This is a genomic window from Bradyrhizobium sp. 179, assembly GCF_023073535.1.
Taxonomy (GTDB): Bacteria; Pseudomonadota; Alphaproteobacteria; order Rhizobiales; family Xanthobacteraceae; genus Bradyrhizobium.
The window spans coordinates 34,751-49,721 of sequence record NZ_JADPJR010000127.1; the positions used below are offsets into that span (position 1 = coordinate 34,751).

Here is a 14,971-nt window from a genome sequence, read left to right on the forward strand (position 1 = left end):
AATGATCCACGTTCGATCATACTCGGCTTCGGACGAGGAGACTTGGAATGCGATCGTTCTGCAGTCCAGAACGGGCAATTTCCTGCACCTTCGCTCCTACATGGATTACCATTCTGATCGCTTTGTCGATCAGTCGCTGATCGTTCTGCAGGATGAGAGGCCCTGCGCGGTATTCCCGGCGAGCTTGCACGGCAACACCATCAGTAGTCACGGCGGGCTTACCTATGGCGGACTGCTCTCGACAACCGACATGCGGGCGCAGTCGTCGCTTGAGGCCATAGAAAAGATCGCCTTCCACTACGCCTCCGCCGGACGAGAAAAGCTAATCTATAAGGCCGTGCCCCACGTGTTCCACCGCTACCCTTCAGAGGAGGACTTGTACGCTCTGTTCAGGATGGGGGCGCGACTGCAGCGTCGGGATATCTCCTCGGTCGTCGAAATCGGCAAGGCGCCAAAGTACTCCAAGGGACGGAAGTGGACGATCAACAAAGCTAGGAAGGCGAACGTTGTGGTGAGCGCGTCGCACAGCTTCGACGCATTCCATCGGCTTCTCCTGGAGCAGGCCAGCGACCGCGACCGTCAGGTGGTCCATTCGCTCGCCGAGCTGCAATTGCTGAAATCCCGATTTCCAGACCAGATTGTCCTCTATGAGGCGCGGGCAGACGGCCTGCTGCAAGCGGGGGTCATTATTTACGATTTTGGCAGCACGGTGCACACGCAGTACATGGGGTCGAGCGAGCTAGGCCGAACAACCGGCGCGCTCGATCTTGTTATATCCGAGCTCGTCAATGACGTCTATGCCGACAGGCGCTACTTCAGTTTCGGGATTTCGACCGAGCAGGCGGGCCGCTATCTTAACGAGGGCCTCGCGTCACAGAAGGAGGGCTTCGGGGGGCGCGGTATTGTTCACGACTTTTATGAGATGGATCTAGAATGATGGTGCCGTTTCTGAGCCTGCAAGAGGCCAACACCCCATACATCGACGAGCTCAAGGCTGCAGCGTCCCGAGTGATCGAGTCGGGATGGTACATCCTGGGCGAGGAGCTTCAGTCCTTCGAGCACGAATTCGCGGAGTATTGTGGGTCGCGCTTCTGCGTCGGCGTGGGAAACGGCCTGGATGCGCTGATTCTCACCCTGCGCGCCTACATGCAAATTGGCAGGATCGCCGAAGGCGACGAAATCATCGTCCCTGCCAACACATTCATTGCGACCATTCTGGCAATCACCCAGAACCGGTTGCGGCCTGTTCTCGTCGAGCCCGATCCGCTCACCTTCAACATCGATCCTGAACGCGTATCGCGCGCGATTGGTCCGAGGACGCGCGCAATCGTGGCTGTCCATCTCTATGGACAATTGGCGGCGATGCCGGAGCTGAGCGCTATCGCGCAGGCACGCGGCCTCCTGTTGATTGAGGATGCGGCACAGGCCCATGGCGCAACGCGCGATGGTAAGAGGGCAGGCGCCTTTGGCGACGCAGCCGCGTTCAGCTTCTTCCCGACAAAGAACCTCGGTGCGCTCGGTGATGGCGGTGCGATCGTCACGAGCGATGAGATGCTGGCGGAGCGGCTTCGCGCTGTGAGAAACTATGGCTCCAAAGTCAAATATTACCACGACTGCGAAGGGGTCAACTCGCGACTGGACGAGATTCAGGCGGCGATATTGCGGGTTAAGCTGAAATATCTCGAGAACGAGATCACGTCGCGCCGCGAGATTGCGGCCGCTTATCTGGAGGGCATCAAGAATGCGAGAATTCGGCTGCCCGTTGTGGCCTGTGATCCCGGCACTCACGTCTGGCATGTCTTCGTCGTCCAATGCGAGCACCGTGAGGAGCTGCAAAGTTATCTAGCATCCCGCAACATCCAGACGCTCATTCATTATCCTGTCGCTCCGCACCTGCAGAAGGCGTATCTGGGTCTGCATGGTCTGTCGCTTCCGATTTCCGAAAGACTTCATCGTGAAGTTCTGAGTTTGCCACTTGGGCCGACGCTACGGCCCGAGCAGGTCAAACAGGTGATCGCCGCATGTTGCGAATTCAAGCGTTAGAATTTTGACATGCGTCCTGTGATAGTTGACGAGCGTCGCGTTCGTTGGCTGTCACCTCCTTCGTGCCTTAGCCGATTGCCAAGCTACGGGAAAGGTCTGCAATCGTGATGAATATCGGTCCGGACCACGCCGTGGTGAACAGGGCGGCGGAGGTTCCGTTGGTGTCATTTCTCATTCCCGCCTACAACCATGAGCGGTTTATCGAGAGATGCCTCGATAGCGTTCTGTTCGATGAATATGTCAATAAGCAGCTTGTGGTCATCAATGACGGCTCGCGCGATCGTACGGCGCAGATCATCTCGAACTGGGTTTCCAGGAATAGATCGTCATTGGATATCCGTTACGTCGACCGGGAGAACAGGGGGATTGCTGCGACGCTCAACGAACTAACCGCGCTGGCCAGCGGCGACTATCTGCGGCTCGGTGCGAGCGACGACTATTTTCTGGTCGACGGTACTGCCGCGCAGGTCGCCTACCTCGAAGCCAATCCAGCCAAGCTTGCGGTCGTCGGCGACTCGATCGTGGTCGATGACCAGGATCGGATCATTCATGACAGCGCAATGGTCGGTCTGTTTAACGTCGACAAGGCCCGCTACCTGACTGACGAGGGAATTCGGCGCGAAATCATCTGCAGATGGGCGATTGGCGGTCCGGTGCCGCTGCTGCGGAAGAAGGGACTCGACGCCGCCGAGGGCTGGAACGAGAACCTGCTGATCGATGACTGGGACTTCTTCCTTCGTCTTGCTGCGATGGATGTGATCGGCTTTATTGACGTGAAGGTGGGTGCCTATCGGGTTCACGGCACCAACACCAGCAAAACCAGGGACACTGCGAGGCGGATCGCTAACCTGCGTAACATGGCCGAGGCGGTCAGCCGGAATGTCCATTTGTTCAATGGCCGATACGGGACGATGCTGAAGGCACAGGGAAGGCTGATCGCGGCAAAGATCGCTTATCTTGAATGTCGATATGGCGCATCAGCCTGGAATGTTCTGATGTTCGGCGGCCTAAGGGCCGTTGCCTCACTCGCTTCGACGTCCGCCCGACTGGGGATCCTTCAGTGAGCGAGGCGCTACGCTATCCATCGTTCTATCTGGCGCTCCCGATCGTGCTGGCGTTGTCGGTGATGCTCGTCAGCTTTGAATTTTCGCTAGGCACGCTTGGGGGCGTGCTGTTCTTCGCGACTGCCGCTGTCGCCATCGTAACGCTGGATGTCATCCTCGCTATTCGTCTGCCGCCACTGCAGTCATTTCAGGATATGGACTTCTCGGGAACGCGTCAGGGGGCGATTGCCGCGGCACTTTGCTGCCTAGTGGCCGCCTTCTGCGTCATTGATTTGACCTTCTTCCCTATCCCGCTCATCGTCGATCCCTCGTCCTATGCGACGTTCGAGGGGGGGCGCAATCACGTTCGGCATATCTCGAATTTGAGCTGGATATTGCCACCTATCGCATTGCTCTGTTTCAAGAGCAAAGCCGTGCGCATTGCGCTGATCGCAATAGGCCTTATCTTTCCGATACTTGTAATCGACCGGAATCGTCTCTTCGCAGCCTTGTTTTCGCTGACACTTACGCTGGCGCTGCAAAAGAGGAACTCACCACTGTTTTCCTGGAAGGTGATTTTGCCTCTACTGTTCGGAGGGTTAGTCGCTTTTTCGCTGCTTGGAGCGGTTCGCTCGGGAACTTTGAACGGTCTCACCTTGCCGTTGAGCAGCTTCTTCCGGAGCTCCCCAGAAGGGGTGAAGTGGCTGCTGCTATATGTGAGCGCTGGCGTTTACAACTTCTCCTCCATTCTGGCGAAGGGCTATCACAATGCCAGTTTTCTAATCAGTCAGTTCGTCCCCTTCGCCGGTTCGGTGGCGACGCTTGGGACGGACATACCACTGGATGCACCGACGATTAATGTCGGCACGGAATTCCTTCCATTCCTGATGGCGGCCGGATGGGGACTCGCGCTTCTTAGCGTTTTGGCGCTTTACGGTATGCTGCTTTGGAGCATGCTGCTGTTATGCGGAGAAGTTTCGCTCTGGCGCTTCTTGATTTTTCTCCGGTTCGCGTATGTGTCCATCATGTCTCCCTTTGCACCACAGGCGTTCACTTGGACGAACTTCGGTTTCGTGGTGGTCTGTTTGATGATTCCAATCGCTGGACATTTTCTTCCTGCGATGCATGAACGGCTGAAGGAGAGCTGATTGATCATGGCCCATGAGAGCGCATCGGTATCAGCGAAAGAAGCCGCGCGACCTGACTCGATCGAGGCGCGAGAATTCTTGCGTCTCCTGATCCGGCAATGGAGATGGGCCCTGGCGACCTTTGTGATCGTAGCCTTGATCGCAATTGTGCCTCTAAGCAGGGTTAAGCCGCAGTGGGAGGCACAAGCCACGGTTCGGATCGGTACCGTCTATGATGCGCTGGCCGGTGCAGCTCGGTCAATTGAGCCGCTTCAAGACCTCCTGGAGCGATTGCGTGTAAAGTCGCAGGTGGCGCGCAGCTCTTCGGATGCCGCCGCAAGGTTCGATCCAGTGCCGTCAACGGGGCTGATTCGCATCGCGGTGCGGGGAACTAATGCGGACGAGGCAGGACATCTCGCAACTGCGATTTTCAACCAGCTGAGGTCCATGCACGAAGAGCTCGCACGGGCGGCCCGCTCGGAAACCGAATTTCTCGCAGAAGAATATGCAAAGGAGCTTGTCACCCTGCGCGAAGTGCAATCGAACCTGCAGAAAGCGTTTACGTCTGCGAGTAATCCGGGCGTGGATGACAGGTCGATGACTCTGGCAACCATTGCATTGAGCATGGAAAGGAACGCCAAAGAGATAAGGGAAATCGATCGCCAGAGATTTCTCCTAATCAGGCGCGACAAATATCAGTCCTCACCGACCGAGATGATAGGTGGGATTTCATCGGTCAGGATTGGCGGAGCGGGCCGGGGTCTTATTGCTATCTTCGGTATCGTCATGGGTTTGGCTGCCGGGCTGATGGTGGCCCTGCTACGCGACTATGTCAGCAGGATGCGACCCCAACGACTGTCAGCCTAACGGCAAGACCTTCCCAGGCATCGGCCCGGCCTAAATTCACTCCGCCGGAAGCATAAAAGGCTGTGGAAAGCGTCGCCGCGATTTGGTACGCAGGCGCCTCTGATTTCAGTGCCCAGGGCTAACCCTTGAGTGAACCCCAGGGGTCAGCACGCGAGCGGATTCAATTGTCCAGGCATCTCAAAGTCACGATCCTGCTTGCAGCCCGCAACGGGGCCGAGTTCATTCTCCAGCAACTCGAGTCTTATCGTGCCCAGACTTATTCGAACTGGGAGCTTATCGTATCTGACGATGGCTCGACCGATGGCACGCTCGGGTTGATTGAGGAATTCGCAAAATCCGTATCGCAGCGTGTGGTTATCCTCCACGGTCCGCGACAGGGATTCTGGCAGAATTTCGTATCGCTGGTCCGCTGCCCTGATGTTTCAGGCGACCTGTTCGGCTACAGCGACCAGGACGACGTCTGGTTCGCTGACAAGCTGGCGGATGCTGTAGCGTGGTTTGAGCGGATACCGGAGAACAAGCCCGCTCTCTTTTGCACGCGGACCCAGCTTGTGACCCGGCAGGGAGCACCAATCGGCTTCTCGCGGCAGTTCGGGCGCACGCCGGGGTTCGCCAATGCGCTGGTTCAGAGCATCGGCGGTGGAAACACCATGATTTTCAACCGGGCCGCCCGACTGGCTCTTCAGAAAACCCCGACCGAAGCACAGATGGTTGCGCACGATTGGTGGACCTATCAGATCATTGCCGGTGTTGGAGGCATCATACACTACCATCCTGGGCCTAGTCTTGCCTACCGGCAGCACGGAGAAAACGTGTTCGGAAAGAATGTCGGTCTTCAGGCGCGCCTCACGCGGGCGCTTGGGCTAGCCTCCGGGCAAATGACTGCATGGAACGATATCAACCTCAAATTACTCAGTCGGGTCCGCTCGGAATTGCTTCCCGAGAACGTCGCAATCCTCGATCTGTTTGCCCACGCGCGAACGGCTCGGCTGCCTGCTCGGTTGTGGCTACTTTGGCGCTCAGGGGTCTATCGGCAGACCGCCGTTGAAAATTTTGCGCTCTATCTTGCCGCGATCTTTGGCCGGATTTGACGGCCTCCGCAGGCGGGCTGCCGGCACTGAACAAACGGGACGACACCCATGAAAATCGAACGCTTAGCCATTCCTGATGTGTTGCTGGTGACGCCGTTCCGGCATGTCGATGATCGTGGCTCGTTCTCGGAGACGTTTCGGGAAGATCTCCTCGCCGCCTATGGCGTCAATACGGCCTTCGTGCAGGATAATCACGTCGTCTCCAAGAGCAGAGGTGTCGTACGCGGCCTGCACTACCAGGTCGCGCCGCGCGCGCAGGGGAAACTCGTGAGGTGCTCGAGAGGGGCCATTCTCGATGTTGCAGTGGACGTTCGCGAGGGGTCGCCGACCTATGCGAAGCATGTTGCCGTCGAACTATCTGAGGTTAATTGGCAGCAGATTTGGGTTCCGCCCGGCTTCGCGCACGGCTACGTCACGCTGGACGACAATTGCGAGGTCATTTATAAGACAACGGACTATTATTCGCCGGCCCATGAGCGGGGGATCGCGTGGGATGATCCCACGCTCCAAATCGATTGGCGCATCTCCCACGCCGAGGCCATCTTGTCGAACAAAGATCGCAGTCTTAGACGTCTTGGCCAGACGACACCGCTCTCCGAATAAAGTTGTAGGACGATCATGCGAGTTCTTGTGACTGGGGGGGCCGGGTTCATCGGATCTGAGGTCTGTCGTCACTTCATCTCCAATCTCGGGCTCGATGTTGTCGTGCTCGACAACCTGAACTATGCGGGCAACTTGGCATCGCTCGCTCCCGTGTCGAGCAGCTCACACTTCGCCTTCGAAAAAGGCGATATCTGCGATCATGAAATCGTCGATGCGATTTTCACGAGGTACGAACCCGGGGCGGTCGTTCACCTTGCGGCCGAGACTCACGTCGACCGCTCGATCGTGCAGTCGAAGGTGTTCGTGCAAACGAACGTGCTTGGTACGTTCACGCTCCTGGACGTGTCGCGTCGCTATATCGAGCGCAGCCCGGCGAGCATTGCCCAGTCGTTTCGCTTCGTGCACGTCTCGACTGACGAGGTCTACGGATCTTTGGGGGCGGAGGGCGCTTTCAGCGAGACAACGGCCTACGACCCGAGCTCTCCATATTCGGCCAGCAAGGCTGGATCGGATCACTTGGCGAAGGCATGGTATCGGACCTACGGCCTGCCTGTGATCGTCTCGAACTGCTCCAACAATTACGGGCCTTACCAGTTTCCCGAAAAGCTCATCCCCTTGATGATCCTGAACGCGCTCGAAGGCAAGACGCTCCCGGTCTACGGAAATGGTTTGAATATCCGCGATTGGCTTTACGTGGAAGACCACGCGCGCGCTCTCGCCACTATTTTGGTCAAGGGCTGTCCGGGCCAAACCTACAATGTGGGCGGACGCAATGAAAAGACCAACCTGGACGTAGTGCGGCAGATCTGCACGTTGCTGGACCGGCTGCGCCCAACCGGCGCGTCGCATCATGAGTTGATCTCGTTCGTGAAGGATCGACCGGGGCACGATGTCCGCTACGCGATCGACGCAACGAAGCTGGAAGGCGAGCTGGGCTGGCGTGCTAACGAAACGTTCGAGACAGGCATCGAAAAGACGGTGCGCTGGTATATGGACCGAGCCGATTGGTGGCGCCCGTTGCGGGAGCGCGTCTATAGCGGCAAGCGGCTGGGACTTATCGGGCAAGGCTCATGAGACTTTTGGTCGTCGGTCGCGAAGGCCAGATTGCCCGATCGTTACGTGAAGCGGCTGCCAGCGAGAGTGATCTCATTCTCCAATCCGTCGGACGTCCTAATGCGGATCTGTTGCGGCGCGGAGCGGTAACTGCGGTGGTCTCGGAATTTCGCCCCGACATCGTTGTCAACGCGGCTGCTTACACAGCCGTCGATAGAGCTGAAGACGAATCGCAGCTTGCGTTCACGATTAACAGCGATGGTGCTGGGGAGGTTGCGGCTGCTGCTGCAGGCGCTCGGCTTCCCATCATTCATTTTTCGACTGACTATGTTTTCGACGGAACGAAACCCGGCTTCTACGAGGAACAGGATGCTCCCAATCCGCAAAGCGTCTACGGACGTTCGAAATTGGAAGGAGAGCGAGCCGTGGCGTCAGCGAACGTCCAGCATATCGTTCTGCGGACCTCCTGGGTATATGCACCGTTTGGTACTAACTTTGTCCGGACGATCTGGCGCAAACTCGTTGCGGGGGAACGTCTTCGGGTGGTCAATGATCAGATCGGCTGTCCGAGTTATGCTCCAGACTTGGCTCAGGCCACAATAACGTTGGCGCGTCGGCTGGTCCGGACAGGCTGGCGTTCGAACTACTCCGGAATAACGCATATTGCTGGTCCCGATGCTTTGACCTGGTACGAATTTGCTCGCTTGATTGGGCAGAGAGTTGGGGGCTCAAATTTGAGTGAGATCGCTCCGGTTTCCAGTTCCGAATATTCGGTGCGCGCAGTTCGTCCGGCGAACTCACGCCTCTCGACCAGGCGCCTGCAGTCAGTTTTTGGCATAACGCTACCAGCACTGCAGACGTCGCTGGATGAATGCCTCGATCGTATCTCACAGGAGTAGGAGGCCACCTTGAGAGGAATTATTCTTGCTGGCGGCAGTGGCACGCGGCTGTATCCAATGACTCTGGTAACCTCGAAGCAGTTGTTGCCCGTGTACGACAAGCCGATGATCTATTATCCGCTCACGACTCTGATGCTCGCGGGCATCCGCGATATTCTGATCATCTCGACGCCGCACGATCTCCCTCAATTCCAAGCCCTGCTTGGCGATGGCAACCGGTGGGGCCTGTCACTTTCATATGCGCAGCAGCCGACGCCGGGTGGTCTTGCGCAGGCGTTCGTCATCGGTGCTGAATTTGTTCAGGGTAGCCGCTCGGCGCTCATTCTGGGCGACAACATATTCTTCGGTCAGGGGCTTCACCGGTTGCTGGCTAACGCTACGGGCCGGACAAACGGCGCGACGATCTTCGCCTATCAGGTGGCGGATCCGAACCGCTACGGCGTGGTAGAATTCGGTGAAGGCGGCAAGGCTCGCTCCATTGAGGAAAAGCCGCTGAAGCCCAAATCGAATTTCGCTGTCACAGGTCTCTATTTCTATGACGAACAGGTCGCAAGTTTGGCTTCGACTATCAAGCCTTCGAACAGGGGAGAACTCGAGATCACTGATTTAAACAAACTCTATCTTGATCGTGAGCAGTTGCACGTTGAGCGACTGGGACGTGGCTTCGCCTGGCTTGACGCGGGGACACCCGAGAGCTTGCTCGATGCTGCGGAGTTTGTCGCGACGGTCGAGAAGAGGCAGGGCTTCCGCATCGCCTGCCCCGAGGAGGTGGCGTTCAACCAGGGTTATATCGATCGGGCTCAACTCGAGCGACTGGCATTTCAAATGGGCAAGGGTGACTACGCGTCGTACCTGCGTAATCTTCTGCATACCTGAGCGCGCAGCGATCCTTGCGAAAGCGAAGACAGTCACGAATCGGCTGGTCCGACGGTCGTTACTGGTTCCGCACTTGAGGGTCATCTCACCGATCTGCCGTCGTCTCAGCCACTCAACGGAAAAACCGGATCACCAGCCTTGAGTCAGCAGCGCCCGGTTGACGCAGAAATGAACCGGGAGACGCTTAGTTGGCGATGGCGAAAATGGCCCTGCATGGCTCATGTCGAGGTCGGTCAAACTGAGGCTATGATTCCTCTCCGTCAAGAACGAGCATTCTTGTAGCCCAGCCCCTAGGTGTTTTGCATCACCACTGGAAGCGACCCAGCGCAAGGATAGGTAATCACCGGCTTCAAGAGAATGGTATTTGGCGGAAGTAGATGCGAGGTTGGGTCGAAAAAAGTGAACTGTAGACGTCCAGGGCGCTCGACAGGATGGTGAACATGGGATGTTGACTCGAATACTCTTCCGACAATCAGCCGGTCCCACTGCGAGCAGATTTGCTAAAATGAGAACGACGGCAACTAGGGGCAGCAGGAGAGGTTGGCCTGACCCGAAAATTGGACCAGGACCACAGCCGCAGCAGAAGTGCAGGCGGCCAGGAGGCACATTGCTCAACGTGATTGGACAGACGCGTACGCATCAGTAGCAGTGCGAGCCTAAGCTGGCCCCCCCGAGATGGGACGGGAAGATGAGCGGTAGTATGCGCTCAGAGATATGTCGATCGCGTGGACTAGCGGCTAGGCGAACCGACTTCGTGCCGTAAGCAGAGAAGCGCACGAGCTGGTGATCTAGGTAAATCTGAAAGGATAATGATCTAAAGGAATGGAGTCATGATGGTAAACAAGCCGAAGCTGAACTTTGTCGACGCAACATAGCAATGGCGATCTAGGACATCGCGGCGATGACTGCCACAGCTTCGCTTCTTGATGAATGGGGATGTAATCTAGGAGCGTCGAACCTGTACGAGTGACAGCCAACAGAGTGTCGCTAGCACCCGAGGAGGCATATGACTAGGCTCGCTCTGTGAGAAGGGATTTTTGCAGATTCACGCAGTGCAGCGTGCGGCTTCTGCGAGCGGCAAAAAGTTCTCGAACGAGCGTATCGAGACTGTAACCTCGAACAGAGCTCGCGCATGCTTGCAGCGGCGGCTGCCTCGAGATCTGATGGCTTGTCGCGTATCAACACGCTCCCGTTTGCGTAGATGGGAGAATACGTCAGGAGATCAGCGATTATGCCTAGCGCGGCTTCGCCCCGTGGCGTGGGCTGGCGATATCGCTCGACGATGCTCGAGATGCTAGCGCAATATTGCAACGCATCGACGTGAGTCCGGCTCTTTCCAATTCGTCGGCCATCCATTTATGGAGCGCGTCGACATCGCTCTCCTGAAGAAGCCCCTTGCGACGCCGGATGGTTGGTTGCCCACAAGCCAAAATAGCCAGCGTAGGTACCGCCTGAGCGGGCTCGCGAGCGACATCGATGCATTTCCGGTCTTGGATGTCCAAAGTCCGCTGTCTTAGTTGAGAACGCCGATGAGATACAAGAAAGCAGCCAGCCGATTGATGTTTCGCGCCCCAGTTTCTAAACATGATTTCGACTTCATTCCGGTTGAACGGAGGCAGATTGAGAAGTAAAGACGAAGCCTCGCCACTTCGTTTACCCTGCAATGCAGGTAAAGGCTAGCCGCCGCATTTGAGAGGCCTCCTCCTGCATGCTCACGCTTGTCACGCCGCCTCCCATCTCTCAGGATCAGAGAGGCATCGCATTGTGAGGGCGCGGCAAAGAGCAGGATTTATGGTCGATCGATGAGAGCTAGTGATAAAGGTTACAGGAGGCGCTTGGACGTTCACGACCTCATGGCGCTATTTGTCCTGCTGGGGTGTGGCCTTCTTTTCGTCTATTGGTTCTACCACGGGGAGCGGATCCAGCATAATGAAGGTCTTGGCTGGGACGGGGCGGCCTACGCTGACTGGGCTCAGCGCGATACGCTCGAGGTTTTGCGCAAAAACGACCTTTCCGAATACTATGTGGGTCGCATACTGCCGTCGCTGGTCGTGCACTTTCTGAGCAAGTGGTTGCACTACGACATCGGCTCTCCGACGGGAGTCATTCGCGCGTTCTTTGTCCTCAACTGCGCGCTTCTATGCGGCGGCATTGCGTTGATGTTGTCTATTGCGCGCCATTATGGCTGGCGACGCAACATCGCCTATTTGGCAGTCTCCGGATTCCTGTTCAACTATGCAGTTCTAACCAATCTTTCCTACAATCCGACATTGACCGACATCTCGGGATACGTCCTGGGTCTAGCCATCATCTGGGCTTATCTGCGCGGCTATCTGCAGATTCTCTGGTTGCTCAGCTTAGTGTCCGGCTTCGTCTGGCCCACGATGATCTATGGTTCGTTTCTCTTGATCGCTTTTGGTCATACTAAATTGGAGGCTGGGCCTATCCCGCGCCATGCACACGTGCTCGCGCTAGCCAACAGTCTCTTCTTGCTTGTTCTGTCGGGATGGCTCTACTTCGTGAAGGGGCTCCGCCAAACGCCCGGCACGACTGAGCTCAAGCTGATGCTTCTGCCACTATGTGCGCTCCTCTATGGTGGATATCTTTATCTGGCCGAGCTTCCGCTGATCAATGTGCCGGCGGGACTGCGCGCGCTGCGGCGTGTCGACTGGCGTGCGATTGTTGCCGCGCTGGTGCTCGTAGTCGCAGTTAAATGGCTGACTAGCTATTTTTCGGACCACTCGCCGGGGCCGCTCACGATCGTCCGGTACATCGGGCTGCTCACTCAGGCGTCGCTTGCCAATCCGCTCGTGAACGCAGTCGCCCACGCAATGCACTACGGTCCGTTCTACCTGTTGGCCGTGTTTTTGTGGCGTCGCGTCGCCGCTGTAGCATGGAGCGAAGGACTTGGACTCACGCTATTCACGATGTTGTTTGCAGCGCTTTCGATCGGCTCGGAATCCCGCCAATTCCTGAATGCGTGGCCGGTGCTGATCGTGCTGGTCTGCCAGGTTCTCCACCAGCTCGATGAGCAGTATCGGATCGATTGGTGGTTCACCTATTCCATTGCAGGTATGGGACTCATTCTGTCGCGCTGCTGGCTTCGCATCAACGTCGGTCTCTGGACTGGCGACTTCCAGAATTTTCCCGACCAAATGCTCTATATGTATACGGGCCCCTGGATGTCGAACCAGATGTATCAAGTATTTCTGGCGGTGACGCTGCTTTGCAGTATTGGAATTGCTGCTTTGCTGCGCAAGCTACCAGTTCAATCATCTCCTGGGCTAAGTCGTGATGGCTAAGATTGTATCCGTTGTCGTGCCGGTCTACTTCAATGAGCAAGCCTTGCCGGATCTCTTCGGCAAGCTCGGCTACGTTGAAAGTAAGCTTGAGGAGCAGGGCGTCCAGCTTGAACTCATCTTCGTAGATGATGGTTCTGGCGACAATTCGCTGGCGCTGTTGCGACAATTCAAGCTTGCCCGGCCGGCCACCAAGGTGATCAAGCTCGCACGCAATTTTGGCGCGATCAGCGCCGTCAAAGTGGGCATCGATCACCTTTCTGGCGACGCCTTTCTCTTCTTGGCTGCTGATCTGCAGGATCCGCCCGACCTGATCCCGGAGATGGTTGCCCATTGGCTCAAGGGCAAGAAGTACGTCATTTGCGAACGCACCGACCGCGACGACCCGCTGGGCACGAAGATGTTCTCGGCCGTATACTACAAGCTGCTTCGTAAATTCGTGGCGCCGTCCTACCCGCAGCAGGGGTTCGATCTGGCTTTGATGGACAAGGTCTTCGTGCCTTACTTGCGCCAGAGCGGGAAGCACGTCAATTTTCCGCTATTCCCGTTCTGGCTGGGTTTTGCTCCCGAGAAGATCCAGTATAAGCGTCTCGCGCGGAAGCACGGGAAATCGCGCTGGACGTTCGGCAAGAAATGGAAATTGCTGATCGACTCGATTTTTTCGTTCTCGTTCGCGCCTGTGCGAATCATTTCCTCTATCGGTTTGCTGGTGTCCGTTGCGAGTTTTAGTTACGGCGCACTGGTCGTGGTTAGTGCATTAATTGGCAAGATCGAGCTGCCTGGATTCGCCACGCTTGCAGCGCTCATTTCATTCCTTCTGGGTCTGATTATCGTGATGCTGGGTGTAATCAGCGAGTATACTTGGCGCATCTTCGATGAAGTGAACAAGCACCCATACGCGGTCATTGACGAGATTGTCGAGGCGCCATGTGATAACGAGTCAGCGCCAGGGCAGGTCCGATAACTAAATTCAAGACGTTGAACGGCATGTCATCTAACCGGCCGTTATTGGAAAGCTATCGAAGTCTGTCCAATTTGGCGGCGATCTGAGGATCATCGTCATACGTCAGGACGGCAGTTATAAACCATGCAAAAATTAGCGCGATCGCAGCGAAGACCAATCGTAATTTCTGGCTGCTTTGGGAACACATAACGTTTCCATGGCCGAAGAACTTGGTGCTGCAATAGCGGCCTTTGTGCCTATGTAAGCTATCGTCGAGGGAGAGCGATTGCAAGCCGAACAATGCGCTTAGACCATCGATCGGGTCACAAGCGGGATCGGATTGAGCTTAGGTCTGCCTCCTTCCTGCTCGTTGTCTGCCCCTAAAGAAATCTCGAGATTGTTCGCATGGGCGGCATCGGCCAGTCATCGCGGCATGAATGACGAGAGGTTCTGAGTTCTCAAGAGGGAGCGTTGGTTTCGATCGCAGCAAGGGGCAATGGCAGCCCTAAATCACCGCTCGCGTCAGCAGCGCAAAGTTTCCCTCAGGGTCTGGGCCATAGACAAAGGGAGTCGCCTGATCGATCCCGGTAATCCTCACGAGGGTGCCGCCCGCCAGTGTCCTGAGACCTGCCTAGGCGGTAGTCTTGTACATTTCATGAAGTCTAAATGGCGTGAGGACGTCGTTCTCGCTGAACAGAGTGCGGCCGTCGTTACTGCTGCCGTGCACCAGAACATTGCTGACGCTGCGCTGTGCGCCAAGTTTAATATGCCTCGATGTTGACGGTTACGGTTGAGCGGCGTGCTAATCATATTGTAATGTACACTCGCTGTGAAATGAACCACGGCGTCGACACCGGTGAAGCAGTTGTTTCAGCATTGATCAACTGGAAGATGACCTCGAACCTCAACGAGTCGCCCATATCCTTGACGCGGAAGTACAAGGTGCCAGCTAATGAACCCGTTAGCCCCGGTTATCAGCGTTGCGGGTTTGCGTTTGCTCAAGTTATCTCCGCCTATCGCGGATTACACGGCTATTGCAAGATCGGCGCCAAAACCATACCAAAGCGGCCGAATTCGGCGCCTCGCGTCGGGTTGCCTCCAATCTTCGCAAACCTGTTCATGCGGGC

The 14,971-nt window shown here is 56.5% G+C and carries 13 protein-coding genes; all 13 read left to right on the top strand.

The genetic code is table 11. The features are described from left to right. Position 1: 1 nt before the first annotated feature. The gene (locus IVB12_RS28845; protein ID WP_247304169.1) at positions 2-937 is read left to right on the top strand and encodes a GNAT family N-acetyltransferase; all 936 of its coding nucleotides are present in this window, start codon (positions 2-4) and stop codon (positions 935-937) included. Next, entirely contained in the window at positions 934-2,043 is a 1,110-nt protein-coding gene (locus IVB12_RS28850) for a DegT/DnrJ/EryC1/StrS family aminotransferase (protein ID WP_247304171.1), read from the top strand. Before IVB12_RS28845 ends, IVB12_RS28850 begins: the two co-directional genes overlap by 4 nt. Before the next feature lie 107 nt (positions 2,044-2,150). Then, positions 2,151-3,107 carry a glycosyltransferase gene (locus IVB12_RS28855; RefSeq protein WP_247304190.1) on the top strand — a complete coding sequence of 319 codons (957 nt, stop codon included), beginning with the start codon at positions 2,151-2,153 and terminating at the stop codon, positions 3,105-3,107. Beyond that, a complete protein-coding gene (locus IVB12_RS28860) occupies positions 3,104-4,234 on the top strand; it encodes a hypothetical protein (protein ID WP_247304173.1) in 1,131 nt (376 codons plus the stop codon). Before IVB12_RS28855 ends, IVB12_RS28860 begins: the two co-directional genes overlap by 4 nt. Then, positions 4,235-5,080 (top strand): hypothetical protein, encoded by an 846-nt coding sequence (locus tag IVB12_RS28865; RefSeq protein ID WP_247304175.1) that lies wholly within the window; start codon positions 4,235-4,237, stop codon positions 5,078-5,080. 164 nt (positions 5,081-5,244) lie between these two features. Continuing rightward, positions 5,245-6,171, top strand: coding sequence for a glycosyltransferase family 2 protein (locus IVB12_RS28870; protein WP_247304177.1), 927 nt, complete (start codon positions 5,245-5,247; stop codon positions 6,169-6,171). Between the two features lie 48 nt (positions 6,172-6,219). After that, positions 6,220-6,774: a dTDP-4-dehydrorhamnose 3,5-epimerase gene (gene rfbC / locus IVB12_RS28875; RefSeq protein WP_247304179.1), complete on the top strand. Its 555-nt coding sequence runs from the start codon at positions 6,220-6,222 to the stop codon at positions 6,772-6,774. 15 nt (positions 6,775-6,789) lie between these two features. Then, the gene (gene rfbB, locus IVB12_RS28880; RefSeq protein ID WP_247304181.1) at positions 6,790-7,848 is read left to right on the top strand and encodes a dTDP-glucose 4,6-dehydratase; all 1,059 of its coding nucleotides are present in this window, start codon (positions 6,790-6,792) and stop codon (positions 7,846-7,848) included. After that, a complete protein-coding gene (gene rfbD, locus IVB12_RS28885; RefSeq protein WP_247304182.1) occupies positions 7,845-8,726 on the top strand; it encodes a dTDP-4-dehydrorhamnose reductase in 882 nt (293 codons plus the stop codon). The genes rfbB and rfbD overlap by 4 nt, the downstream gene beginning before the upstream one ends. A gap of 9 nt (positions 8,727-8,735) precedes the next feature. Further along, on the top strand, positions 8,736-9,602 hold the full coding sequence (gene rfbA, locus IVB12_RS28890; RefSeq protein WP_247304184.1) for a glucose-1-phosphate thymidylyltransferase RfbA: 867 nt from the start codon (positions 8,736-8,738) through the stop codon (positions 9,600-9,602). Between the two features lie 1,835 nt (positions 9,603-11,437). Further along, positions 11,438-12,904: a hypothetical protein gene (locus IVB12_RS28895; protein WP_247304185.1), complete on the top strand. Its 1,467-nt coding sequence runs from the start codon at positions 11,438-11,440 to the stop codon at positions 12,902-12,904. Continuing rightward, a complete protein-coding gene (locus IVB12_RS28900; RefSeq protein ID WP_247304186.1) occupies positions 12,897-13,865 on the top strand; it encodes a glycosyltransferase family 2 protein in 969 nt (322 codons plus the stop codon). Before IVB12_RS28895 ends, IVB12_RS28900 begins: the two co-directional genes overlap by 8 nt. Before the next feature lie 813 nt (positions 13,866-14,678). After that, on the top strand, positions 14,679-14,971 hold a 293-nt coding region (locus IVB12_RS28905), incomplete at its 3' end, for a hypothetical protein (RefSeq protein ID WP_247304188.1).

What these genes read in the sequence shown, in the direction of transcription:
- IVB12_RS28845 (WP_247304169.1), top strand. Translation starts at nt 2, where the DNA reads ATGATCCACGTTCGATCATACTCGGCTTCGGACGAGGAGACTTGGAAT.
- IVB12_RS28850 (WP_247304171.1), top strand. Translation starts at nt 934, where the DNA reads ATGATGGTGCCGTTTCTGAGCCTGCAAGAGGCCAACACCCCATACATC.
- IVB12_RS28855 (WP_247304190.1), top strand. Translation starts at nt 2,151, where the DNA reads ATGAATATCGGTCCGGACCACGCCGTGGTGAACAGGGCGGCGGAGGTT.
- rfbC (WP_247304179.1), top strand. Translation starts at nt 6,220, where the DNA reads ATGAAAATCGAACGCTTAGCCATTCCTGATGTGTTGCTGGTGACGCCG.
- rfbB (WP_247304181.1), top strand. Translation starts at nt 6,790, where the DNA reads ATGCGAGTTCTTGTGACTGGGGGGGCCGGGTTCATCGGATCTGAGGTC.
- rfbD (WP_247304182.1), top strand. Translation starts at nt 7,845, where the DNA reads ATGAGACTTTTGGTCGTCGGTCGCGAAGGCCAGATTGCCCGATCGTTA.
- IVB12_RS28900 (WP_247304186.1), top strand. Translation starts at nt 12,897, where the DNA reads ATGGCTAAGATTGTATCCGTTGTCGTGCCGGTCTACTTCAATGAGCAA.